Genomic DNA, 24,524 nt, shown 5'->3' on the forward strand with positions numbered 1-24,524 from the left:
CATTAATAAGTACGAATCTTCGGCGGGAATGCCGGGCGCAGCTTCGGTTCCATATTGACTTGACGTCGCGTCATGGATTCCGATTCTGGCAGGTACAGGGAATGGCACAGCCAGTTTTCATCATCTCGTTCCGGGAAGTCGAAGCGGCTATGCGCGCCACGGCTTTCGGTACGGAAGTTTGCAGAGACTGCAGTGGCGTACGCGGTCTCCATCAGGTTATCCAACTCCAGACACTCAACGCGCTGGGTGTTGAACTCGCTGGAGGTATCGTCCAGACGGGCATTTTTCAGGCGTTCGCGAATCGCTTTCAGCTCTTCCAGACCTTTCGCCATCGCATCGCCTTCGCGGAAAACCGAGAAGTTATGCTGCATACATTCTTGCAGCGCTTTGCGAATCGCCACCGGGTCTTCACCGTTACGGTTACCGTTCCAGCGGTTCAGTCGTGCCAGAGAAGCATCGATTTCATCTTCGGTCGCATCCAGCAGGTCACCCTGCTCAGCGATAGATTCCTGCAGATGCAGACCCACCGCACGACCAAACACCACCAGGTCCAGCAGCGAGTTGCCGCCGAGACGGTTGGCGCCGTGAACCGATACGCAGGCGATTTCGCCTACCGCAAACAGTCCCGGGATCACCACATCTTCGCCCTGCTCATTCACAGTCAGCGCCTGGCCAGTAACTTTGGTCGGAATACCGCCCATCATATAGTGGCAGGTTGGGATAACCGGAATCGGCTCTTTAACCGGGTCAACGTGAGCAAAGGTACGGGACAGTTCGAGAATGCCCGGCAGACGGGATTCCAGCACTTCTTTACCCAAGTGGTCGAGTTTCAGCTTAGCGTGCGGACCCCACGGGCCGTCGCAGCCGCGACCTTCACGGATTTCGATCATGATGGAACGCGCCACCACGTCACGACCCGCCAGGTCTTTCGCATTCGGGGCATAACGCTCCATGAAGCGCTCGCCGTGTTTGTTCAACAGATAACCACCTTCACCACGGCAGCCTTCTGTGACCAGAACGCCCGCACCGGCGATACCGGTTGGGTGGAACTGCCACATTTCCATATCCTGCACCGGCACGCCAGCGCGGATAGCCATACCAACACCGTCACCAGTATTGATGTGGGCATTGGTGGTGGACTGATAAATACGGCCAGCACCGCCGGTCGCCAGCACGGTGGCGCGGGCTTTGAAGTAAACTACCTCACCGGTTTCAATACACAGCGCGGTACAACCGACAATCGCGCCATCGGCATTTTTTACCAGATCCAGCGCATACCATTCTGAGAAGATGGTGGTATGGTTTTTCAGGTTCTGCTGATACAGCGTGTGCAACAGCGCATGACCGGTACGGTCTGCCGCTGCCGCAGTACGTGCCGCTTGCTCACCGCCGAAGTTCTTCGACTGGCCGCCAAACGGACGTTGATAAATTGTGCCATTGTCGAGGCGAGAGAACGGCAGCCCCATGTGGTCCAGTTCCAGAATCGCTTCCGGACCGGTTTTACACATATATTCAATAGCGTCCTGGTCACCAATGTAGTCCGACCCTTTAACGGTGTCGTACATGTGCCATTCCCAGTTATCTTCATGGGTATTACCGAGCGCAACGGTGATGCCACCCTGCGCGGATACGGTATGGGAACGGGTTGGGAACACTTTAGAGAGCAGCGCACAAGTCTGCCCGCTCTGGGAAATTTGCAGCGCCGCGCGCATACCTGCGCCGCCGGCACCAATCACAACAGCATCAAATTCTCTGACTGGCAGTTTCATTACACACCCCACACCACAACAAATCCATAAATGACGTAAACCACCAGCGCAACAACGATAGCCAGTTGCAGAATCAGGCGCACAGCCAGAGGTTTAACGTAGTCGGTCAACACCTGCCACATGCCGATCCAGGCATGAATCAAGATGGAGAAAAGTGCCAGCAGGGTGAAGACTTTGGTGAATGCCGATGAGAAGAAACCGGTCCAGACTTCATACGTCAGCTCGCCGCTGGTGGCGAAGAAACCGACCATAAAGATGATGTATAACGTCAGAACGATAGCGGTAGCACGGACCAGAATGAAGTCATGTACGCCGTTGCGTCCTAATGCGGAGGCGTTGCTTACCATACGAGGACTCCTGCGAGAAGTGAAAGCACGACAATAATAACGAAACAAATTTTGGCGGAGCGTGTCCCTGCTTCGAGGGTTTCTTCGATATAGCCAAAATCCATCAACAGATGGCGAATGCCCATTACGGCGTGATATGCCAGCGCAATCAGGATCCCCCACAGAATTAACTCCACAAAGAAGTTATTCATAATGGATGACGCGGTGAGGAAACCTTCAGGGGAGGAAAGGCTGGTACCCAATAACCACAACAGAATCCCGACCGCCACGAAGGTGATCACTCCGGATACGCGATGGAGAATGGACGCTATCGCCGTGATTGGGAACCGGATCGTTTGCAGATCCAGATTGACAGGTCTTTGTTTTTTCACATTTCTTATCATGAATAACGCCCACATGCTGTTCTTATTATTCCCTTTAGACTTCGGGTACAGAAGATGAAGACACCTGTAGCCTGAAAGACGACGGGATTTCCTTCCTCCGGTCTGCGTGCGGGTCAGACAGCGTCCTTACTATAACTACGCGTCATATAAAACACTGCTTCCAGATGCTAAAACGACACGTTACAACGCTGGTTGGCTCGGGATTGCAGGGTATTCCGGAGACCTGGCGGCAGTATAGGACGTTCACAAAATCATTACAATTAACCTACATATAGTTTGTCGGGTTTTATCCCGAACAGTGACATAGGTCACGATAACAACATTATTTTAATTTTTAATCATCTGATTTGACAATCATTAAACAAAGTTGTTACAAACGACACCAGAAAAAGCATATAATGCGTAAAAGTTATGGGGTCACTCTTTCACCGGAGATTTAGTTATGTAACAGTGTGGAAGTATTGACCAATACCTTCAGGACAGTTATTAGTGATAGACAGGTTAAATAATTCGGATTGCTAAGTTCTTGATTTGCAGTTTATTCGCCATAAAAAGACCGTTTTACCTGCAAGCGCCCATAGCTCTGTACCCAGGTCATCCCCTCTTTCGCAGAGCGGCGAGCCAAATAACAAACTGGTAACGGTTTATTGATGCACGAAGGCAAATTTGAGTTCCGGCAGTCTTAAGCAATAAGGCGCTAAGGAGACCGTAAATGGCTGATACTAAAGCAAAACTCACTCTAAATGGTGATGCTGCTATTGAACTGGATGTGCTGAAAGGTACGCTCGGTCAGGACGTTATTGATATTCGTAGCCTTGGCTCAAAAGGGATGTTTACTTTTGACCCAGGTTTTACCTCTACCGCATCCTGCGAATCCAAAATTACTTTCATCGACGGTGACGAAGGTGTTTTGCTGCATCGCGGCTTCCCGATTGACCAGTTGGCGACCGAGTCCAACTATCTGGAAGTGTGTTATATCCTGCTGTACGGCGAAAAACCGACGCAGGAAGAGTACGACGAGTTCAAAACCACAGTCACTCGCCATACCATGATCCACGAGCAGATCACGCGTCTGTTCCACGGTTTCCGCCGCGACTCTCACCCGATGGCCGTTATGTGCGGTGTCACCGGAGCGCTGGCAGCGTTTTATCATGACTCGCTGGATGTAAACAACGCGCGTCACCGTGAAATCGCCGCCTTCCGCCTACTGTCCAAAATGCCAACCATGGCAGCGATGTGCTACAAGTATTCCATCGGGCAGCCGTTCGTGTACCCGCGTAACGATCTCTCCTACGCCGGTAACTTCCTGAACATGATGTTCTCTACGCCGTGCGAAAAATACGAAGTGAATCCGATTCTGGAACGCGCCATGGACCGTATCTTAATCCTGCACGCTGACCACGAACAGAACGCCTCAACCTCTACCGTACGTACCGCGGGCTCTTCTGGCGCTAACCCGTTTGCCTGCATCGCGGCTGGTATCGCTTCCCTGTGGGGACCGGCACACGGCGGCGCAAACGAAGCTGCACTGAAAATGCTGGAAGAAATCAGCTCTGTTAAACACATTCCGGAATTTGTTCGCCGCGCGAAAGACAAGAATGATTCCTTCCGCCTGATGGGCTTTGGTCACCGTGTTTATAAAAACTATGACCCGCGCGCTACCGTCATGCGTGAAACCTGCCACGAAGTGCTGAAAGAACTGGGCACCAAAGATGATCTGCTGGAAGTGGCGATGGAACTTGAGCACATTGCGCTCAACGACCCATACTTCATCGAGAAGAAACTCTACCCGAACGTAGACTTCTACTCCGGCATAATCCTGAAAGCGATGGGGATTCCGTCCTCCATGTTCACCGTTATCTTCGCCATGGCGCGTACCGTTGGCTGGATTGCACACTGGAACGAAATGCACACCGACGGCATGAAAATCGCCCGTCCGCGTCAGCTGTACACCGGCTACGACAAGCGCGATTTTAAATCTGATATTAAGCGTTAATTGTTCAGGCCACCGGGTAATTCCGGTGGCTTTTCTCAGACCCTGCTCAAATTACCGCATTCATCTCATTAATATTATTCTCATCAGCCAATTCGTCCCATAATACATTTCAGACATGCACCCCCTTTTATATAGCATCAATCGCCAATGCATAATTTGATTTTTAAATTTATTAGCTATTTAATTCGGCCTTATAAAATACATCTCTGGATTAAATGGCATGGGCGATCTTATTTACCTGAAGATAACAGGTGAACAACAAGGAAATATTTCTTCCGGCTGCGGCACTTCCGCGTCAGTAGGGAATCGCTGGCAGGAAAACCATCCTGATGAGATTTTCGTTTTTTCACTTTCGAATGGATTAGCTAATACTGATTCTGGTATTAATACCCAGCTACTGAACTTCACAAAACTAATTGATAAAAGCACACCATTATTGATTAACGCCATCAATAATAATGAACGTCTGTTTATTGAAATTGATTTATGGAGAATAAACAGATTTGGTAGATGGGAACGCTTCTATTATATTCAATTAAGAAATGCATCGGTAAAAAGCATACAAACCTATGTGGCCCTAAACGAGCTGGATACCGAAGAAATTGCAGTATCGTATGACTATATTCTTTGCAAACACCTGATTGCCAACACTGAGTTTGACTACCTGGCATTGCCTGCTGAGTACAACCGTTTGTTTATACCACCCCGCCCTCAGCCGGTCAGTACGATAAAACCCATAGTGAAACGCCCTTCTCCCCCTGCACCACACATTCCAGCAGTTACGCCGGTCTATGCTAAATCCTGTCTGAAAGAAAAAGGCTGTACAGACGCGGGGAGCCGTGAAGAATCGGCTGAAAACTTCGGACAGATGGCGGTTTTCGCACAATCTTCCGTCGATGATTGTTGCGGATATGCACAGCCCGCAGAAGCCTCGGCCGCGCTGCCGATCTTAGGTGGGCTGACGCAGGTGTGGGGCGAGTGGTCACTCAGTGGCATGCTCAGCGCCGCACGCGGCGTTCCTTATATCGGAGCGCTAGCTTCCGCGCTGTATATTCCGTCCGCGGGTACGGGCAGCGCACGCGTTCCCGGACGTGATGAGTTCTGGTATGAGGAAGAACTGCGGAAAAAGGCGCTGGTAGGTGGCACTGCCACCACCCGGGTTCGTTTTTTCTGGGGAACCGACATTCACGGTAAATCGCAAGTCTACGGCGTGCATACCGGCGAAGGTACTCCTTATGAAAACGTGCGCGTCGCGAATATGCTGTGGAACGATGAACATCATCGCTATGAATTTACGCCTGCCCACGACGCAGACGGGCCGTTAATCACATGGACGCCGGAAAATCCTGCGACCGGCGATTTACCCACACATACGGGTAGCAATGTTCCACCGCTGGATCAGCCAACCATTCTGGTGACACCAATCCCGGATGGCAAAAACGAATACACCACGCCGCCGTTCCTTGTGCCCGATGTCGCCGATTTTAACGATTATATTCTGGTCTTTCCGGCCGATTCAGGCATTCAGCCGATATATGTTTACCTCAGCGAGAGAAAAACATCTTATACTCATAGACATAAGCACTATCCTTCCAAAAATAGACCCTGGGAGGAAGTGATAAAAAATACGAAGTCTGGTCCAGCAAAATTCAAACCAGAAGTCCATATCGAATCTGTAGACCAGGATGTATGGGAGAATGGTACTCCAACAACTAATGGACAAAACTGGAAAGTTAAAGAATTCAATAATGTCCAAGGCGCTTACAAAGGAAAGGAAACGAAATGGGTGGTTACCAAAGAATCACAAGGTACTATTCACTCTCATCCAATAGGTTCAAATGAGGCCAGGAAATTAACAAAATGAAAACAAATTACTGCATTTTAGGAAATAACTATCATATCGAAAATGTAGAGAATATTTACGACGAAATATCAGCTTTAGATTTCAACAAAACTGAGTTGGAAGAGGTAACACGATTAGATGAAGATTTATTTCAGCTAGCCTTAAATGATGGAGTTGTTGTAGACATTGGTTGGTATCCTTCATTTGAAGAAGGTGGTGAATTTATCATTCAAGTGATACAAAATAGTGACTGGGATCACCCTATGATAAAAATATCCTCTGGATGGGATAAAAATGAGTTAATTGAAAAGTTAAACATAGTTTTAGAACAGTTACCTTTTTGTCTTAAAAGTTGAATAAGCATTCAGAAAACAAATAATAACACTCTGCAAAGCATCTTATTATAAAGGTGAATATATGAATCATCTTAAGCAAAAACTCGAAGACTACACTGAATCCGAATTCTTAGACTTCCTAAATGAATTCTCTGCAAACCCGCGCTACCAGGGAGAAATGGATCGTGAATCTTACATCGACTCATTAGTCGATCATTTCGATAAAATCGTGGACCATCCGGAAAGTAATGGATTGATTTTTTATCCCCCGGATGACAGGGAAGACAGCCCACAAGGCGTCATTGATGAAATCAAAAGATGGCGTAAGTCCCATGGACGCTCATCATTTAAACAATCAACCTAAAAATTTTCAAATCAAACACTCGAATTATCAGTGTAAATTATATAACAACGAATATTTATACATGTGGGAATTTAAAATGACGATCACGGTTACGGTTCAAGCTCAACTCATTGTCGGTGAAAAGCAGGTAATAGAAAGTTTGGCCCCAGAAGGTTCTTACACGGCTGTATTTGAAGATGATGGTCAAACCGGGTACTTCTATGCACTTGATGAATCTGCTGACGGAAATCCTATCAAAGATGCACTGCATATTTACAATGCAGAAGATGTGTCAGATGGGCATATCCCATCAGATGTGAAGATCGGTTGGTCAGAAGACAGTAAGAAATGTGTGTTGCTAATAAATGGTTACCCACACGGTGTCTTTGATTTTGAATCTAAAAATGGATACTGCCGGAGCGGTTTTCCACCTACAATCAGTCAGGAATGGTCTGTCTTTGGGCATGCATGGAATGATGCTGTCGATGATTTATTCAGATAACAGGCATCAATACCCGATCACCGGTTAGTCCGTTTTTATTGATACTTGATATTTTTTTCAGCGGACTTTTTCTCTATGCTGTATCAACACGTTAAACGCAACATATAACTCAGGAGCATGGGATGCCTGTTTTGCAGTGGAGCCTGTTGTTTGTGCTATCGCTCCTGCTTTCCCTGCTCTTTCTGCTTATTCATCTTCCAGGCCCCTTGCTGCTCGGTTCGATGATCGTCGGCATCATCTTCAGTCTGCGCGGCATCTCTCTGCATCCTCCCCGCTGCACATTTCTTGGCGCGCAGGCGATTCTCGGCTGCATGATTGCCCAAAATCTGACCGGTTCAATCTTCACAACCCTTGCAGCCCACTGGCCGATGGTGATTGTTATCCTGCTGGCAACCCTTATCAGCAGCGCGATAATCGGCTGGCTGCTGGTTCGCTACAGTAATCTACCGGGTAACACCGGCGCATGGGGCTCGTCACCAGGCGGCGCAGCGGCAATGGTGGCGATGGCGCAGGATTATGGTGCCGACATCCGACTGGTGGCGTTTATGCAGTATCTGCGCGTACTGTTGGTGGTCGGCGCGGCGGCGATGGTCACCCGTCTGGTGATGGGCGACCAGGCGCAGGCGGTCAGTGAACAAATCATCTGGTTTCCGCCTCTAAGCGGCAATCTTTTCAGCACTCTGATGCTGGCCGCCGTTGCCGGCACGGCTGGACGCTTACTGCGAATTCCCTCTGGCGTCATGCTATTGCCGATGCTGGTGGGTGCCTTGCTGAATGCAAGCGGAGTGATGGTGATTGAACTGCCGGAATGGCTACTGGCGATAGCCTATATGGCCATCGGCTGGCAAATCGGCCTGGGCTTTGACAAGCAGATATTTTTAATGGCGCTGCGCCCTTTGCCGCAGATCCTGTTGTCCATTTTTTCACTGATGGCGATCTGCGCCGCTATGGCCTGGGGACTGGCGCATTACATGCAGATAGATTTTCTCACTGCCTATCTGGCAACCAGTCCTGGAGGAGTGGATTCTGTTGCGGTGATCGCCGCAGGAAGCCACGCTGATATGGCGCTCATCATGGCGATGCAAACCCTGCGACTGTTCAGCATTTTGTTAACTGGCCCCGCAGTCGCGCGGTTTATTTCGGTGCACGCTCCAAAACGGCCCGCTTAGTGCTGACATCCCGGACACCAGTAAAAAGGTCGCGAGGAGAGCATCGTTTTCTCGATAGTCCCACCACAACGCTCACAGGCTTCGCCGTCCCGATGAAAGACCTTGAAGCGAAACAACGCACCGTGATGTTTGTTCTCATCCACCAGCCCACGGGTGTTATAAGACAGACGTGGAATATCAAGCAGCGCATGTGCCAGTTGATCCAGTTGCTCATCACTAAGCTGCGACGCTTTATGCTGCCCGGTCAACCCAACCTGCCAAAGGATTTCTACCCGCAAGTAGTTACCTAATCCCGCCAGAAACGCCTGGTCCAGTAGCAGACCAGAAAACTGGCGATTGCAAAAACGCGGAGATAACAGACGCGCTTTAACGTCATCGGGCGTTAAACGTAAATCCAGTACATCCGGCCCTACCCGTTGCAGGAACGGGTGGATGGCGAGCTGTTCTGGCGTCAGCATTTCGATATCAGACGCGCTATAGAGCAGAATTGTCTTGTCATGTGTTTGCAGACTGACGCGCAGTACCCGCGAGGTCTGCGGGATGTTGCCCGTATCCACCACTCGCCACACGCCATAGAGCTGATTGTGACTGTACAGCGTCAGGCCATTGGAAAAATGGGTCAGTAATGCTTTCCCTCGCGTTTCAAGCTGGGTAACACTCTGCCCAATTAGTTGAGATTCATACGGTTTTAACTGCTCAAAGGCAAACCAGACTTCCGTCAGGGGTTTGCCTTTGACTGCCGCCTCCAGGTTATCCGCCGCGCGGCGGATCTCCGGGCCTTCAGGCATAATACTGTCCTTTGTTAATGTGTTGCGCCGCCCGTCACTGCGATATCGCTTTCCACCTGCAAGGCGGTGGCAATTGCGACTTCCAGCGCCCGGCGTACTGTTTCAGCCGCCATACTTGGCGCCCCGGGATGCTGTGCGGCCTGTTGCGGCAAATAAGGGATGTGAATAAAGCCGCCCTTCACCGCCGGTGCATCGCGTAGTTTATGCAGCAGGCCATACATCACGTGGTTACACACGAAAGTGCCAGCGGTCTGGGAAACCGAAGCCGGAATTCCCGCGTTGCGCATAGCCATAACCATCGCTTTGATCGGCAGCGTGCTAAACCATGCCGCTGGACCATCGGCTACAACCGGCACATCTACCGGCTGTTGCCCCTGATTATCCGCAATACGCGCATCGTCAACGTTAATCGCCACGCGTTCCACGGTGATATCCGTGCGACCACCCGCCTGCCCCACCGCCAGAACCAGCGATGGCGACAGCGCGTCAATCGCGCCATTGAGTACGGTAAGAGACTCGCCAAAGACGCACGGCAGTTGGCGGGCAACGACGCGGCATCCACCGATGATAGCATTATCGAGTCCCGAGACCACTTCCCAGGAAGGGTTAACTGATTCGCCGCCAAAGGGTTCAAATCCCGTGATGAGTACTGTTTTCATCCTGTCACCTTACAAGAACATCAGGAAATACATCAGGAACACGTTGACCAATAGCAGCAGTATGCCGGTTGGCACCTGCGCTTTAATCACCGCATTTTTGTCCGGTAGTTCCAGCAGCGCAGCAGGGACAATGTTAAAGTTCGCCGCCATCGGCGTCATCAGTGTCCCGCAATAACCGGAGAACATACCAATCGCCGCCATTACCGCCGGATTACCACCGTGTTGCAGTACAAGAATTGGAATACCAATCCCAGCGGTCACGATCGGGAAAGCAGCAAACGCATTGCCCATGACCATCGTCAGCAATGCCATGCCGATGGTGTACACCGCCACTGCGATAAAGCGACTGTCTACCGCCAGATATTCCTGCGTCAGATATGAAATGCCGCTGCCTACGCCCGCTGCCGTAAACAACAGCCCGAGCGTAGCCAGAATCTGTGGCAGGATGAACGCCCAGCCGATGGAGTCCAGCAGACGGCGCGCCTCCTGGATCGGTTGATGCACCCGCTCATGGGTCATTTTTATTGCCATCGACAGGCCAATCAACGAACCTGCGGTCATGGAAAAAAGCGTCACCAGCGTGGCGTGATTACCCGGCCCAAACAGCGCATCCTGTAAGCCCGGAATATGGTTGAACATCAGCACGCCAATAACCGTTACCACCGGGATCGCCAGCGCCGGAAAAAAAAGGCGGTTGCCCAGGCGACTGGCACTTTCTTCGCGCTGTTGCTGGGTCCGTTGATGGTAACTTCCCAGCTTCACGCCGCCAAAACCGGCGATCAGCGCCAGGATGACCACCGCAATACCGACGGCAATATGCACCGCGCGCTTGTCGCCAAACAGCGAGAATGTCCAGTCGCCAAGCAGAAACAGTACGCCGTATATGCCCCAAAACAGGCCAGTGGTGAAACGACGCGGGTTCGCTTTATCCTGCCAGGACATGACGGCCACAATCAGTAATACCGCGCCCGCCAGCCAGTAGAGATAGCTTTGTTGAAAATTCATTGCGCTTCCCCTTTCGCTGCGGCATTCGCTTTCGCCACCTCACGTTGCAAATAGCTATCCAGACGCCACAAACGTGTGCCGTGGATCAGGAAAGCACAAATTGCCGTTGGGATCCCCCATAGGGCGATATGCAGCGGTTCGGTCTGGATCCCACCAGACTCCAGCATAAAGTTATGCATGAAGATGATGGCGCCGAAAGCAACAAAGATATCTTCACCGAAAAACAGCCCGACGTTATCGGTCGCCGCTGACATTGCGCGCAGTCGATAGCGTACCGCCCCAGGTATCTCGCCGTGATTTTTCTCAGCGGCCCCTTCCGCCATCGGCGCCAGCAGCGGACGCACCATTTGCGGATGCCCCCCCAGACTGGTGAGTCCTAATGCAGCGGTCGCTTCGCGAATGAACAGATAGACAATCAGCAGGCGGCCGCTGGTAGCGCTGCGGATTTTTGCAATCCACGCCTGCGCACGCTCTTTGAGTCCGTGACGTTCCAGCAGGCCAATAACCGCCAGCGGGATCAGCAGGATAAATGGTAGGTTGCGGGTGTTAAGAAAACCTTCACCCAGTTTCTCGAGAATAGTGGCGATCGGCATATGCGCCGCCACTCCCGTGACGATCCCGGCAATAATGACCACCAATACCGGGTTAAAACGTAAAAGAAATCCGACCACGATGACGGCGATCCCCGTCAATGGCCAGAGAGAAATAGCCTCTCCCATAATTAAATCCCTTATGTTGTTGTGTGATATATTATTGTTTTGTATGAATAAATTTATGCGCTAATTTGAATATTGCATGCTTCAAAGGCGCTACGCAAGCGACGGGCAAAAGCGAGTGCGTGCTCGCCATCCCCATGAATGCATACCGTCTGGGCAGTCACGCTCGCCCATGTCCCACTTTGGCTTTTTACTCTGCCGGATTGCACCATTTCTAACGTTTGCGCCAACGCCTGCTCTTCATCCTCAATCAGTGCGCCCGGCTGACTACGCGGCACCAGGCTGCCATCGGCCTGATAACCCCGATCGGCAAACACCTCCTGACGCGTTACCAGGCCATAGTGTTCTCCAGCACGAATCAGTTCGCTTCCCGCCAGTCCCACTAAAATCAGCGACGGATCGCAGGCATGAACCGCTTTCGCAATCGCATCAGCCAGTTGAGGATCTTTCGCTGCCTGGTTATAGAGCATGCCATGCGGTTTGACATGATGCATCACACCGCCCTCCGCCCGCGTGATGGCAGCCAGCGCGCCAATTTGATACAGCGTCTGCGCATACACCGTTTGCGCAGGCAGGGTCATGGCGCTACGGCCAAAATTTTCCCGATCCGGAAAGCTGGGATGCGCACCTATCGCTACGCCATTTTTTAGCGCTTCGCGCACGCTTGAGAGCATGGTTTGCGCATCGCCTGCGTGAAACCCACAGGCGATGTTGGCCGATGACACCAATTGCAGCAACGCTGCATCGTTCACACATCCCTCACCGAGGTCTGCATTGAGATCAATTTTCATTGTTAAGCCGCCATGCTAACTGTTCCAGGTAACGCTGCTGGTCGTACCGCGCCTTCAGCGCTTCCTCCAGCGAACACTGCACAAAATGAATCGGTTGACCGAGCGGGATCTGCGCCAGATGATACATATCTGCCTCGATGATACAGGCGATGCGCGGATAGCCGCCCGTCGTCTGCGCATCGTTCATCAGCACAATGGGTTGGCCATTATGTGGAACCTGCACCACACCGGGGAGCAAGCCATGCGACAGCAGCTCGCGATCGGTCGTGCGCGTCAGCGGCTGCCCCTGAAGACGATACCCCATACGGTTACTTTGCGGGCTAAGTTGCCACGGTGAGCGCCAGAACGAAGCCTGCGATACCTCATCAAACTCCTGATATTCAGGTCCGGGCAGCGCACGAATGAGATTACCCCACATCAGTTGCTTAACACCTTGCGGCTCGCTGAATTTCCGGGTAGATACGCCAATCGCCAGTCGATCGCCATCACGCAGTAGACGCCCTTCAAACCCACCAATGCCCACTTTCAGATCGGTACTACGCGAGCCCATCACTTCAGGAACATCAATACCGCCCGCTACCGCCAGATAACTGCGCATGCCATGAAGCGGACGTTTTAGCGTCAGGCGCTGCCCGGCTTTTACCGGTAACCGCCATCCGCTCCACACGGGCGTACGATCCAGATGCGCTTCGCATCCGGCACCGGTCAGGGCAAACCAGCCATCGGCTTCAAACTCCACCACCAGTTGCCCCAGCGTGATTTCCAGCGCTGCGGCATTCGCATCATTACCCACCAGCAGGTTAGCCACGTTCAGCGCCGGTTTATCCAGCGCCCCACAGTGACTGATTCCGGATTGACGAAAACTATGACGTCCCCCGTCCTGTACTGAGGTGTACATGCCAGCGCGGATGATGTTTAACATATCCCCTCCTTCTGCGGGACAAAACGCACGGTATCGCCAGCCCGCAACAGAATCGGCTCCTCCCGTTTTGGATCAAATAACGAAACGGAAGTACGCCCAATCAATTGCCACCCGCCAGGCGTGGAAAGCGGGTAGATCCCCGTTTGAGATCCACCGATACCGACAGAACCTGCCGGAACAAGCAAACGCGGTTCCGCACGTCTTGGGGTATGCAGTTGTTCAGGTAAGCTCCCGAGATAGGGGAATCCCGGCTGAAAACCGATAAACCACACCACGTAATCAACCGACGCATGAAGTTCCACAACCTGCTTGTCACTTAATCCGCTGTGCCGGGCGACCTCTGCCAGATCGGGACCGGCCTCACCGCCATAGGTAACAGGAATTTCAATAAAGCGCGAATCCGGCTCCAGTGCTTCGCTCTCTTCCCACCAGCGTTGTAGGCGCTCAATCGCATCCAGCGCCAGCGTTTGCGGGTCGCGCAAGGTCACCGTGATATTGTTCATGCCTGGAATAGCTTCCAGTACATTCGGGGCATCAACCAGACGCTGGGCCAGACGCCAGATGCGTTTCTGAGTCGCCAGCGTAATGGGTGGTTCCAGTTCAAGAACCACTGCCGTTTCACCTAACAGATAACAACGCGCTCGCTGCACTTTCGTCCCTCTTTATTACGCTGGATTAGGAATATCGATAAAAGTCACGTCCAGATCGGTATTTTCATTAAGCCAATCGCTTAATGCGCGAATGCCGCCGCGTTCGGTCGCATGGTGACCGGCAGCATAAAAATGCAGCCCCTGCTCGCGGGCTGAGTGAATGGTTTGCTCTGAAACTTCACCAGTGATAAAAGCGTCGACGCCAAATCGGGCTGCACTATCAATAAAACTTTGACCGCCCCCGGTACACCAGGCGACGCGCTGAACTTTTTCCGGACCGGTATCACCACACCATAACGGTTTACGGCCTAAACGCGCTTCAATCCACGATGCCAACTCCAGTCCCGGAACCGGCATGGAGAGTTCTCCCCATGGCACCAGCGGTTCGATCTCACCCATCACGGTAATCCCCAACAGCGCGGCCAACTGCGCGTTATTCCCCAGTTCCGGGTGAGCATCCAGCGGCAGGTGCCAGCCATACAGGTTGATATCGTTTTCCAACAGCGTTTTCAGACGATGGCGCTTCATGCCGCGAATTACCGGAGATTCGCCTTTCCAGAAATAACCGTGATGAACGATAACCGCATCGGCCTGCAGGCGCACCGCCTCATCCAGCAGCGCCTGACTTGCGGTCACGCCGGTCACGATTTTATGCACCGTCTCTTTGCCCTCAACCTGCAAACCATTCGGCGCATAGTCGCTAATGGCGGCGCTGTTCAGTTTGTCGTTGATCAGTTGTTCCAGTTCGGTGTTTTTCATCATCGTCCTCGTAGTCATTAATTCTGCCTGCCTAATCAGCAACACAGCTTAGGTTAAAATAGCGTCCTCGCCTGCGTTCGTCGATAGCCATTTCACTGACACATCAAGAAACAATCACACCCGCTTTGAACATGATTTGCTTACCACTACGCGATCCAATTCATGAATATTTATGCAATCAGACAGCATATTGCAAAAATAATCAGATCTGTATCAAAGTTACAACTTTAAGGAAACACGCTCGCGCAGTACGCTCAGCCTATCGCGAGGCATTTACTTCGAGAAAATAATGAATAAACAAGCATCTCAACCACGGGCGATTTATTACGTCGTCGCGCTACAAATCTGGGAATATTTCAGTTTTTACGGCATGCGTGCGCTGCTGATCCTGTATCTCACTAACCAGCTCAAGTACGACGATAATCACGCATATGAACTGTTCAGCGCCTACTGTTCACTGGTCTACGTCACCCCCATTCTCGGGGGATACCTGGCAGATAAAGTGCTCGGTAATCGAATGGCGGTGATGATCGGCGCATTTTTAATGGCGGTGGGACATCTGGTATTGGGCGCAAGCGAAATGGCTCCGGCGTTCCTTTATTTGTCGCTGGCGATCATTGTCTGCGGCTACGGTCTGTTTAAATCCAACATTAGTTGCCTGCTGGGCGAGTTATATCAACCTGAAGATCCGCGTCGCGACGGTGGATTCTCTCTGCTCTACGCAGCCGGTAACATCGGTTCGATCATCGCACCGATTGCCTGCGGATACGTGCAGGAAGAGTACAGCTGGGCGATGGGCTTTGCGCTGGCTGCGATTGGCATGCTGGCAGGGTTGGTGATTTTCTTATGCGGTAATCGCCATTTCGCTCATACCACTGGCGTCAACAAGGCTGTGCTGTGTGCGAAAAAGTATATGCTGCCAAACTGGGCCTGGCTGTTAGTTCTGCTGGTTGCAGCACCGTTACTGATTACCGTCCTGTTCTGGAAAGAGTGGTCCGTTTACGCACTGATTGTTGCCACGGTTATTGGTCTGGCGGTTCTGGCGAAGATTTACCGTCAGGCGCAAACCCAAAAGCAGCGCAAAGAATTGGGGCTTATCGTCACGCTGACCTTCTTCAGCTTGCTGTTCTGGGCCTTTGCTCAACAGGGCGGCAGCTCGATTAGCCTGTATATTGACCGCTTCGTAAATCGCGATATTTTGGGGTATTCCGTCCCGACCGCGATGTTCCAGTCGGTTAACGCCTTTGCCGTTATGCTGTGCGGTATCGTGCTGGCCTGGGTAATCAAAGAAAGCGTTGGCGGCAATCGTACCGTACGTATTTGGGGTAAATTCGCCCTTGGCCTCGGTTTAATGAGCGCAGGGTTCTGCATTCTGACCTTAAGCGCCCGCTGGTCCGCAGCTTACGGCCACTCTTCCATGCCGCTGATGGTATTGGGGCTGGCGGTCATGGGCTTTGCCGAACTGTTTATCGACCCGGTGGCGATGTCGCAAATTACGCGTATTGAGATCCCTGGGGTGACTGGCGTATTAACAGGCATTTATATGCTGCTGTCCGGCGCCATCGCCAACTATCTGGCAGGCGTTATCGCCGATCAGACGTCGCAAGGCTCGTTTGATGCTGCTGGCGCTATCAACTACTCCATCAATGCGTATATTGATGTCTTTAGCGAAATTACCTGGGGCGCGCTGGCCTGCGTGGTGTTGGTGCTGCTGATTTGGCTGTACCAGTCGCTTAAGTTCAGAAACCGTCCGCTGGCGGTAGAATCCTGAGTGTAAGGGCCCGATGATGTAATACTATTCGGGCCTGTTTTTTCGGGTAATTACGCATAACTTGCAGCGAGTTCCTCTTCAGTAAGCCCCGTCACTAGTAGTACCATTGCGCGATCTATTCCCTGCTCCAGCATAGTTTGCGCTATACGTAATGCAACTTCTCCTGTGTTGGGGGATCCGTTGTGCCATTTTTTGCATAAACTCATTAAAGCGAGATTAATCGCCGGATCGTAGGATGTAATTAAGCATCGCCTGCAGTTGCGTGTCATTAGCGCATCCGGTAAGTAGTAGCGTGGTCAGTTGCTCTACCAGCCCCATCAAATCCCGCTGACGGATATGTTTTTGCATTAATTCCAGCAGCGCTATCCCTTACGCGCCGCCTCATATGCCGCCAGCGTCGCCAGCCTTGCCTGTTTATGATCCACAATCGGGCGAGGATAACTTAGTGTTACCTGCGCTTTTTCTGCCCACGACCACGGGTCATGAATGGCTTTACCCGGCACGTCGCGCAGTTCCGGCACCCACTGGCGGATAAACTCACCGTCACGGTCGAATTTTTCGCCCTGCGTCGTGGGGTTAAAGATACGGAAATACGGTGCGGCGTCGGTTCCGGTTGAGGCTGCCCACTGCCAGCCGCCGTTATTGGCCGCGAGGTCACCATCAATCAGTTGCGACATGAAATATTGTTCGCCTTTACGCCAGTCAATCAGCAGGTCCTTCACCAAAAAACTGGCGGTAATCATGCGTAATCGATTATGCATCCAGCCCGTGGCGTTGAGCTGACGCATCGCCGCATCCACAATAGGGTAGCCCGTACTACCCGTTTTCCAGGCCTGCAAATGCGTCGGATTATTCTGCCATTGCACGCGATCGGTCCAGTGGATAAAGGGTTGATACCGACACAGCGCCGGATGGTAAGTCATCAGATGACGATAAAATTCACGCCAGATAAGCTCGTTCAGCCAGACGCTACCCCTGCCGCCCTCAAGCGCTTGCGGCTGCTCCGCGAGCAGTCGATTCAGGCATTGGCGCGGCGATAACCCGCCTGTCGCCAGACTTGCGGATAATCGACTGGTCCCGTCAATCGCTGGAAAATCACGCTGCTGCTCGTATTCTCCCGCCGCCTGCTGGCAAAACTGACGTAATTGCGCGATGGCCAACTTTTCATCTGCCGAAAACCACTGCGCATCAAAATCTTGCTGCGGGTAGCTCAGCGTGATTGATGTTAACGGTGCGTCAAGAGCGCCGCTGTCCCTCATTTTCGGCGCGCTAACGCATTCTGGAATACCGTCTTTAATCCGCTTCAGCCAGGCATTTTTAAACGGCGTGAACACTTTATACATCTCATGATTGCCGGTCATCACCGCCCCCGGGGGCAGGATCACGCTGTCGTCAAACCCTTCGCACACCACCTGAGGTAAGGACTTTTCGACGGCAGCATCACGCTGGCGTTCGTTTATTTCATATTGATAGTTATAAAATAATCGACCGACGTCATGCTGCAGGCAGACACTTTTGATGGTGTCCACGCTGGCCGCAAAATCAGCCACTTCGTAAAACAGTAAAGGGATGCCTTTTTCTGCCAGCGCTGTTTGTAACGCATTCAACTGCGCGCAGGTAAATGCCGCCTGGCGCGGGGCCATATCGTGGGCCTTCCACTGCTCGGGGGTAGCGATATATAACGCCAGCACCTGCGCAGAACGATCCCGACAAGCCGCCGCCAGCGCGAGGTTGTCGTGCAGGCGTAAATCACGCCGAAACCAGACCAAATGGGTGGTCATAACACTCCTGAAGAAAAAACTTAACGCCCGTAGCGCAAACGCAGAGCCTCTGGCCAGGGATTGAAATAGCGCTGCCCGGAGAGATAAGCATCCGGATATTCCGCCATATAGTGTTTGAGTAATGTTATTGGCGCAAGCAGCGGTTGAGTCGAACGTCGATACCCGTCAATGAGAGAGGCCAGCTCCTGCCGCTGACGAGAATTTAATTGCGTACGGAAATAGCCCTGGACATGCATCAGCACGTTGGTATGGTTGCGCCGGGAGGGAAGATGCGCCAGCAAACTCATCAGCCTTAAGCGATACTCAACAAAATAAGCCTGCAAATCTTGCCATTCGCCGATCGCCGCGACAAAACGCCCGAGTTCGCGATAGTCCGGCTGGGAATGGGCCAACAGTAATAGCTTGTAACGGCTGTGATAATCGATTAGTGCTCCGCGCGTTAACCCTTGCTGACGGATACCGTTGAGCTCGTGCAAGGCATAAATGCGCTCAACAAAATTTTCCCGAATCTGCGGGTCGTGCAAACGCCCGTCCTCTTCCACGGGAAGCCAGGGTAACGTCGACATCAGCACAGACGTAAAGATCCCTCGTCCCGCTTTACGGTTGTTTTTGCCTTCCGCGTCGTAGACCCGCACCCGTTCCATACCGCAACTAGGCGATTTTGCACAGACAATATAGCCACACAAATGCTCCAGACGATCGCTTTGTCGCTGACTAAAAGCCGTCATTACGTCTGTCAAATCACCCTCGCGCTTATCACTAAAACGCAGGGAGACAGCCTCGCCCTCTTTGACCAGATGCAGCGCAGGTCTCGGGACCGGTAACCCGATACCCATTTCAGGGCATACGGGTTCGAAAGCGACCCACGGCGACAGTTCTTCCACAGCAAAGGCCAGCCGCTTGTGCCCACCATCATAGCGAACCGCCTCCCCCAACAGACAGGCACTGATACCAACAGGGATTTTCTCGCTCATGATCGCTCCTTTCTCATTCCTGAGATAAGTGTAGCTATCATGAACAAAAAAGCCGCTGATATCAGCGGCTTTTGGGGATTTATTAGCTATCAGTAGAAATCGCAGGTGGCTTTTTCAGCCTGCTCCATCCACACCGGTTTATCACTGGTTTTAGACCAGACGCGGTGCAGGTAGCTGTAAAAACGGGCGCGGTCTTTCCAGAACAACATGACCGGCAGCGCCAGCACGCCCGCCACAACGGCAAAGGTACGGCGCAAGAAAACAATGTGTGCTGGATATTCTTTATAAAAGTCCATAATCCTCTCCCATATATCTGTTCGGTGAATCGCACCGGAAAAATAAACTTGGTTAACTGATGAAAATAATACCGCCTTGTGTGTAATTTTGCTACTCATCCGACCACTTATTTTTATCTATTGATGCTCCGTTTAGCTAAAAACTGTAATTAAGTTACATAAAAGTTAAATTAATACTAATCATTAGTTAAATAATGGTCTTTGCCATTTTTATACTTTTTTTACACCCCACCCACTGATTTTTGCGAAATCTTTGCAAGCAAAAATCTACGCTCTGGTTATCACATTTATGCCACTGGAGGTGCACCGTGAGTGCAGGCGTGATAACCGGCATTGTGCTGGTCTTTTTATTATTAGGTTATTTGGTGTATGCCCTGATTAATGCGGAGGCGTTCTGATGGCGGCCCAAGGATTTTTACTCATTGCCAGTTTCTTGCTGGTGCTGTTTGTCATCGCCAGACCGCTGGGCTTTGGGCTGGCTCGGCTGATCAATAATACGTCCCTGCCGGGCCTGACTGGCGTGGAGAGTTTGCTCTGGCGTGGTCTGGGCATCTCACAGCAGGAGATGAACTGGCGGCAGTATCTGTTGGCGATCCTCGCACTCAATGTACTGGGCCTGCTGGTCCTGTTTTCGATGCTGATGGCGCAAAACCTGCTGCCGTTAAATCCTCAGCAACTGCCAGGGCTTTCGTGGGATCTGGCGCTTAACACCGCGGTAAGTTTTGTCACTAATACCAACTGGCAATCCTACGCTGGTGAAACCACCTTAAGCTACTTCAGCCAGATGGTCGGGCTGACCGTACAAAACTTCCTGTCAGCGGCAACCGGGATTGCGGTGATTTTTGCCCTGACCCGCGCCTTCACGCGCCAGAGTATGAACACCTTGGGCAACGCCTGGGTCGATCTGGTTCGCATTACGCTGTGGATCCTGGTCCCCATCGCGTTGATCATCGCCCTGTTCTTCATTCAGCAAGGTACGTTGCAAAACCTATTGCCGTATCAACCCATCACTACCCTTGAAGGGGTGAAACAGCTGCTGCCAATGGGGCCGGTCGCCTCACAGGAAGCGATTAAGATGCTCGGTACAAACGGCGGTGGTTTTTTTAACGCCAACTCATCGCATCCGTTTGAAAACCCAACCGCGCTAACCAACCTGGTCCAGATGCTGGCTATTTTCTTAATTCCCACCGCACTATGTTTTGCCTTTGGTGATGTAGTGGGCGATCGTCGCCAGGGGCGGACTCTGCTGTGGGCCATGTCACTGATTTTTGTGGTCTGCGTGGCCGTCGTGATGTGGGCTGAAGTTCAGGGCAACCCACACCTGATGGCATTCGGTGCAGACAGCAATATCAACATGGAAGGCAAAGAGAGCCGCTTTGGCGTGCTGGCCACGAGTCTGTTTTCCGTCGTGACGACAGCGGCATCTTGCGGCGCTGTCGATGCTATGCATGACTCCTTCACCGCACTGGGCGGCATGGTGCCGATGTGGTTAATGCAGATTGGTGAAGTGGTCTTCGGCGGCGTGGGTTCAGGTCTGTACGGCATGCTGCTGTTCGTGCTGCTGGCGGTATTTATCGCCGGGTTAATGATTGGCCGCACACCAGAGTATCTGGGTAAGAAAATCGACGTGCGCGAAATGAAAATGACCGCGTTGGCGATTCTGGTCACCCCTGCGCTGGTCCTGATCGGCACAGCGATCGCCATGATGACCGAAGCTGGCCGCAGCGCCATGCTTAACCCGGGTCCACACGGGTTTAGCGAAGTGCTGTATGCCGTGTCGTCCGCCTCGAACAACAACGGTAGCGCCTTCGCCGGGTTAAGCGCCAACAGCCCGTTCTGGAACTGCCTGCTGGCCTTATGCATGTTCTTCGGTCGCTTCGGCGTGATCATTCCCGTGATGGCGATTGCCGGATCGCTGGTCAGTAAAAAGATCCAGCCAGCCAGCTCCGGCACGCTACCTACCCACGGCGCGCTGTTTGTCGGGTTGTTGATCGGTACGGTGTTACTGGTTGGCGCTCTCACCTTTGTTCCTGCCCTGGCGCTTGGCCCGGTCGCAGAATACCTGTCATTACACTGAGTGATGCGGAGCACATTACTATGAGTCGCAAGCAACTGGCGCTGTTCGAACCCTCTCTGGTCGCACAGGCGCTGATGGACGCCGTGAAAAAATTAAGCCCACATACCCAATGGCGTAATCCGGTGATGTTTATCGTCTGGTTGGGCAGTCTGTTAACGACCCTGTTAACCGTGGCGATGGCAACAGGCCATATGCCGGGTAATCCTTGGTTTACCGGTGCGATAAGTCTGTGGCTGTGGATTACCGTTCTGTTCGCCAACTTTGCTGAAGCGCTGGCGGAAGGACGCAGTAAAGCTCAGGCCAACAGCCTGAAAGGCGTCAAAAAAACCGCCTTTGCCCGCAAGCTTCGCGAGCCGAAATACGGCGCGGCAATGGATCACGTCCCTGCCGATGATTTACGTAAAGGCGATATCGTGCTGGTGGAAGCTGGCGATATTATCCCGTGTGACGGCGAGGTGATCGAAGGCGGCGCGTCGGTAGATGAAAGCGCCATTACCGGTGAATCCGCGCCGGTGATTCGTGAATCCGGTGGTGATTTCGCCTCCGTCACTGGCGGGACTCGCATCCTCTCCGACTGGTTGGTTATCGAATGCAGCGTAAACCCTGGTGAAACGTTCCTCGACCGGATGATCGCCATGGTTGAAGGTGCACAGCGGCGTAAAACGCCCAATGAAATTGCCCTGACGATCCTGTTGATAGCCCTGACCATCGTCTTTCTACTGGCTACGGCCACGCTGTGGCCGTTTTCCTCCTGGGGCGGTAGCGCGGTCAGCGTCACGGTATTGGTTGCGCTGCTGGTGTGTTTAATCCCTACGACGATAGGCGGGCTGCTCTCCGCGATTGGCGTCGCCGGGATGAGCCGCATGTTGGGTGCGAACGTCATTGCCACCAGCGGACGTGCAGTAGAAGCGGCGGGTGACGTGGATGTACTGCTGCTGGATAAAACCGGCACCATTACGCTGGGTAACCGCCAGGCTTCAGATTTTCTGCCCGCCCACGGCGTGGACGAAAAAACGCTGGCCGATGCCGCGCAGCTTTCATCCCTGGCCGATGAAACGCCGGAAGGCCGCAGCATCGTGATTCTGGCTAAACAGCGCTTTAATCTGCGTATACGCGACGTGCAATCGCTGCACGCCACCTTTGTACCGTTTACCGCCCAAAGTCGGATGAGCGGGATCAACATCGACAACCGTATGATCCGCAAAGGGTCGGTCGATGCTATTCGTCGTCACGTCGAAGCCAACGGCGGCCACTTCCCCGCCGACGTTGAGCAGAAGGTCGAAAACGTCGCACGCCTTGGCGCTACGCCGCTGGTGGTTGCTGAAGGCTCCCACGTACTTGGCGTGATTGCCCTGAAAGATATCGTAAAAGGCGGGATTAAAGAGCGTTTTGCCCAACTGCGTAAAATGGGGATCAAAACGGTGATGATCACTGGCGACAACCGTTTGACCGCCGCCGCAATCGCCGCGGAAGCCGGAGTGGATGACTTCTTAGCCGAAGCCACACCGGAAGCCAAGCTGGCGTTGATTCGTCAGTATCAGGCGGAAGGTCGTCTGGTGGCGATGACCGGCGACGGAACTAACGACGCACCAGCCCTTGCGCAGGCCGATGTGGCCGTTGCCATGAACTCCGGAACCCAGGCAGCGAAAGAAGCGGGCAACATGGTGGACCTCGACTCCAACCCCACCAAACTGATTGAAGTGGTGCACATTGGTAAACAGATGCTGATGACGCGCGGTTCGCTGACCACCTTCAGTATCGCCAACGACGTAGCGAAGTATTTTGCCATTATCCCGGCCGCGTTCGCCGCCACCTACCCGCAGCTCAATGCGCTGAACGTGATGGGGCTGCATTCGCCGGACTCGGCGATCCTCAGCGCGGTTATCTTTAACGCACTGGTTATCGTCTTTCTGATCCCACTGGCGCTGAAAGGCGTGAGTTACAAACCGTTATCCGCTTCCGCGATGCTGCGCCGCAATTTGTGGATCTATGGCTTGGGTGGTCTGGTTGTGCCGTTTATCGGTATCAAAGCAATTGATTTACTGCTGACCCTGCTGGGTCTGGTGTGAGGTTTCTGATGAGTGGATTACGTCCTGCATTATCAACATTGATTTTCCTGATGCTTATCACCGGCGGGGCATACCCGCTGCTGACCACTGCGTTGGGGCAATGGTGGTTTCCCCACCAGGCTAACGGTTCGCTTCTCCGCGAAGGTCAGATTGTTCGCGGCTCCGAGCTCATTGGGCAACAGTTTACCGCTGCCGGTTATTTTCAGGGACGCCCCTCAGCCACAGCGGAAATGCCCTATAATCCAATGGCTTCAGGCGGCAGCAATCTGGCAGCCAGCAACCCGGAACTGGATAAACAGCTGCAAAGCCGGATTGCCGCGCTGCGTGCCGCTAACCCGCAGGCAAATCCTGCCGTTCCGGTAGAGCTGGTAACGGCTTCTTCCAGCGGGCTGGATAACAACCTGACGCCAGCTGCGGTGGCCTGGCAAATCCCCCGCGTGGCGCAGGCTCGCAACCTCAGCGTTGAAGAGGTCACACGCCTGGTTGCACAATACACGCAAAAGCCGTTGGTCAGTTTTATCGGCCAACCGGTGGTGAACCTGGTAGAACTTAATTTAGCGCTGGATAAGCACTGAGAAA

Annotated in this window: 25 protein-coding genes and 2 pseudogenes; 12 read left to right on the forward strand and 15 right to left on the reverse strand. The window is 52.5% G+C overall.

Going from position 1 to position 24,524, the window contains the following annotated elements:
* Positions 1-2: 2 nt before the first annotated feature.
* From sdhA to sdhC, 3 genes are read right to left on the reverse strand one after another with little or no spacing between them, the layout of a single operon-like run.
* Complete coding sequence (sdhA, locus tag OGX66_RS09830; protein ID WP_003022919.1) at positions 3-1,769, reverse strand: succinate dehydrogenase flavoprotein subunit; 1,767 nt, start codon at positions 1,767-1,769, stop codon at positions 3-5.
* Positions 1,769-2,116, reverse strand: a complete 348-nt coding sequence (gene sdhD, locus OGX66_RS09835) for a succinate dehydrogenase membrane anchor subunit (protein WP_003022916.1) — start codon at positions 2,114-2,116, stop codon at positions 1,769-1,771. Before sdhD ends, sdhA begins: the two co-directional genes overlap by 1 nt.
* Positions 2,110-2,514 carry a succinate dehydrogenase cytochrome b556 subunit gene (sdhC, locus tag OGX66_RS09840; protein WP_003831406.1) on the reverse strand — a complete coding sequence of 135 codons (405 nt, stop codon included), beginning with the start codon at positions 2,512-2,514 and terminating at the stop codon, positions 2,110-2,112. The genes sdhD and sdhC overlap by 7 nt, the downstream gene beginning before the upstream one ends.
* 383 nt (positions 2,515-2,897) lie before the next feature.
* Between sdhC and OGX66_RS09845 the strand changes: the two are divergent.
* The 7 genes and pseudogenes from OGX66_RS09845 to OGX66_RS09875 all read left to right on the forward strand — a co-directional run bounded on the left by OGX66_RS09845 (position 2,898) and on the right by OGX66_RS09875 (position 8,687).
* A pseudogene (locus tag OGX66_RS09845) lies at positions 2,898-3,008 on the forward strand (hypothetical protein).
* A gap of 203 nt (positions 3,009-3,211) precedes the next feature.
* Complete coding sequence (locus OGX66_RS09850; RefSeq protein WP_003831404.1) at positions 3,212-4,495, forward strand: citrate synthase; 1,284 nt, start codon at positions 3,212-3,214, stop codon at positions 4,493-4,495.
* Between the two features lie 220 nt (positions 4,496-4,715).
* On the forward strand, positions 4,716-6,359 hold the full coding sequence (tssD, locus tag OGX66_RS09855) for a type VI secretion system tube protein TssD (protein WP_071684922.1): 1,644 nt from the start codon (positions 4,716-4,718) through the stop codon (positions 6,357-6,359).
* Positions 6,356-6,694, forward strand: coding sequence for a hypothetical protein (locus OGX66_RS09860; RefSeq protein WP_003847324.1), 339 nt, complete (start codon positions 6,356-6,358; stop codon positions 6,692-6,694). The genes tssD and OGX66_RS09860 overlap by 4 nt, the downstream gene beginning before the upstream one ends.
* A 61-nt stretch (positions 6,695-6,755) precedes the next feature.
* Positions 6,756-7,037: a bacteriocin immunity protein gene (locus OGX66_RS09865; RefSeq protein ID WP_046669877.1), complete on the forward strand. Its 282-nt coding sequence runs from the start codon at positions 6,756-6,758 to the stop codon at positions 7,035-7,037.
* Between the two features lie 76 nt (positions 7,038-7,113).
* Positions 7,114-7,518, forward strand: a complete 405-nt coding sequence (locus OGX66_RS09870; RefSeq protein WP_046669955.1) for a DUF2251 domain-containing protein — start codon at positions 7,114-7,116, stop codon at positions 7,516-7,518.
* A gap of 122 nt (positions 7,519-7,640) precedes the next feature.
* The gene (locus tag OGX66_RS09875) at positions 7,641-8,687 is read left to right on the forward strand and encodes an AbrB family transcriptional regulator (protein ID WP_048216696.1); all 1,047 of its coding nucleotides are present in this window, start codon (positions 7,641-7,643) and stop codon (positions 8,685-8,687) included.
* Here OGX66_RS09875 and nei read toward each other — a convergent pair.
* Genes nei through ybgI form a run of 8 tightly spaced genes read right to left on the reverse strand, consistent with a single transcriptional unit; the run spans position 8,684 to position 14,977 of the window.
* On the reverse strand, positions 8,684-9,475 hold the full coding sequence (gene nei / locus OGX66_RS09880; protein WP_087879077.1) for an endonuclease VIII: 792 nt from the start codon (positions 9,473-9,475) through the stop codon (positions 8,684-8,686). The genes OGX66_RS09875 and nei overlap by 4 nt on opposite strands.
* 14 nt (positions 9,476-9,489) lie before the next feature.
* Positions 9,490-10,134 carry a pyroglutamyl-peptidase I gene (gene pcp / locus OGX66_RS09885; protein ID WP_088902590.1) on the reverse strand — a complete coding sequence of 215 codons (645 nt, stop codon included), beginning with the start codon at positions 10,132-10,134 and terminating at the stop codon, positions 9,490-9,492.
* Positions 10,135-10,143: 9 nt separating this feature from the next.
* Positions 10,144-11,139: a DUF979 domain-containing protein gene (locus OGX66_RS09890; RefSeq protein ID WP_088902591.1), complete on the reverse strand. Its 996-nt coding sequence runs from the start codon at positions 11,137-11,139 to the stop codon at positions 10,144-10,146.
* Positions 11,136-11,858, reverse strand: a complete 723-nt coding sequence (locus OGX66_RS09895; RefSeq protein ID WP_048233278.1) for a DUF969 domain-containing protein — start codon at positions 11,856-11,858, stop codon at positions 11,136-11,138. The genes OGX66_RS09890 and OGX66_RS09895 overlap by 4 nt, the downstream gene beginning before the upstream one ends.
* A gap of 53 nt (positions 11,859-11,911) precedes the next feature.
* Positions 11,912-12,646, reverse strand: coding sequence for a 5-oxoprolinase subunit PxpA (gene pxpA, locus OGX66_RS09900; RefSeq protein WP_044701024.1), 735 nt, complete (start codon positions 12,644-12,646; stop codon positions 11,912-11,914).
* Positions 12,636-13,568 (reverse strand): 5-oxoprolinase subunit PxpC, encoded by a 933-nt coding sequence (gene pxpC, locus OGX66_RS09905; RefSeq protein ID WP_032938517.1) that lies wholly within the window; start codon positions 13,566-13,568, stop codon positions 12,636-12,638. Before pxpC ends, pxpA begins: the two co-directional genes overlap by 11 nt.
* Positions 13,562-14,218, reverse strand: a complete 657-nt coding sequence (pxpB, locus tag OGX66_RS09910; RefSeq protein ID WP_003835457.1) for a 5-oxoprolinase subunit PxpB — start codon at positions 14,216-14,218, stop codon at positions 13,562-13,564. The genes pxpC and pxpB overlap by 7 nt, the downstream gene beginning before the upstream one ends.
* A 15-nt stretch (positions 14,219-14,233) precedes the next feature.
* Complete coding sequence (gene ybgI / locus OGX66_RS09915) at positions 14,234-14,977, reverse strand: radiation resistance protein YbgI (RefSeq protein ID WP_003022887.1); 744 nt, start codon at positions 14,975-14,977, stop codon at positions 14,234-14,236.
* A 289-nt stretch (positions 14,978-15,266) separates the two neighbouring features.
* On the opposite strand from ybgI, the gene dtpD reads away from it, so the two are divergent.
* Positions 15,267-16,748, forward strand: a complete 1,482-nt coding sequence (gene dtpD, locus OGX66_RS09920) for a dipeptide permease DtpD (protein WP_003847348.1) — start codon at positions 15,267-15,269, stop codon at positions 16,746-16,748.
* 50 nt (positions 16,749-16,798) lie between these two features.
* On the opposite strand, the pseudogene OGX66_RS09925 reads toward dtpD, so the two are convergent.
* From OGX66_RS09925 to OGX66_RS09940, 4 genes and pseudogenes are all read right to left on the reverse strand, one after another.
* Positions 16,799-17,114: pseudogene (locus OGX66_RS09925) on the reverse strand (Rpn/YhgA-type helix-turn-helix domain-containing protein); the annotation flags it as partial.
* Positions 17,111-18,529 carry a deoxyribodipyrimidine photo-lyase gene (gene phrB, locus OGX66_RS09930; RefSeq protein ID WP_136345852.1) on the reverse strand — a complete coding sequence of 473 codons (1,419 nt, stop codon included), beginning with the start codon at positions 18,527-18,529 and terminating at the stop codon, positions 17,111-17,113. The pseudogene OGX66_RS09925 and the gene phrB, both read right to left, overlap by 4 nt.
* 20 nt (positions 18,530-18,549) lie before the next feature.
* Positions 18,550-19,503, reverse strand: coding sequence for a YbgA family protein (locus tag OGX66_RS09935; protein ID WP_003847351.1), 954 nt, complete (start codon positions 19,501-19,503; stop codon positions 18,550-18,552).
* An 89-nt stretch (positions 19,504-19,592) separates the two neighbouring features.
* Entirely contained in the window at positions 19,593-19,799 is a 207-nt protein-coding gene (locus tag OGX66_RS09940; protein WP_003022870.1) for a YbfA family protein, read from the reverse strand.
* A gap of 308 nt (positions 19,800-20,107) precedes the next feature.
* On the opposite strand from OGX66_RS09940, the gene kdpF reads away from it, so the two are divergent.
* From kdpF to kdpC, 4 genes are read left to right on the forward strand one after another with little or no spacing between them, the layout of a single operon-like run.
* Positions 20,108-20,197, forward strand: a complete 90-nt coding sequence (gene kdpF / locus OGX66_RS09945; RefSeq protein ID WP_001670793.1) for a K(+)-transporting ATPase subunit F — start codon at positions 20,108-20,110, stop codon at positions 20,195-20,197.
* Positions 20,197-21,876, forward strand: coding sequence for a potassium-transporting ATPase subunit KdpA (gene kdpA, locus OGX66_RS09950; RefSeq protein ID WP_136345851.1), 1,680 nt, complete (start codon positions 20,197-20,199; stop codon positions 21,874-21,876). The genes kdpF and kdpA overlap by 1 nt, the downstream gene beginning before the upstream one ends.
* Positions 21,877-21,896: 20 nt before the next feature.
* Positions 21,897-23,945, forward strand: a complete 2,049-nt coding sequence (gene kdpB, locus OGX66_RS09955) for a potassium-transporting ATPase subunit KdpB (RefSeq protein WP_136345850.1) — start codon at positions 21,897-21,899, stop codon at positions 23,943-23,945.
* Between the two features lie 8 nt (positions 23,946-23,953).
* The gene (gene kdpC, locus OGX66_RS09960) at positions 23,954-24,520 is read left to right on the forward strand and encodes a potassium-transporting ATPase subunit KdpC (RefSeq protein ID WP_032948832.1); all 567 of its coding nucleotides are present in this window, start codon (positions 23,954-23,956) and stop codon (positions 24,518-24,520) included.
* Positions 24,521-24,524 lie beyond the last annotated feature (4 nt).

The organism is Citrobacter sp. Cf072 (assembly GCF_030334485.1).
GTDB lineage: Bacteria > Pseudomonadota > Gammaproteobacteria > Enterobacterales > Enterobacteriaceae > Citrobacter > Citrobacter freundii.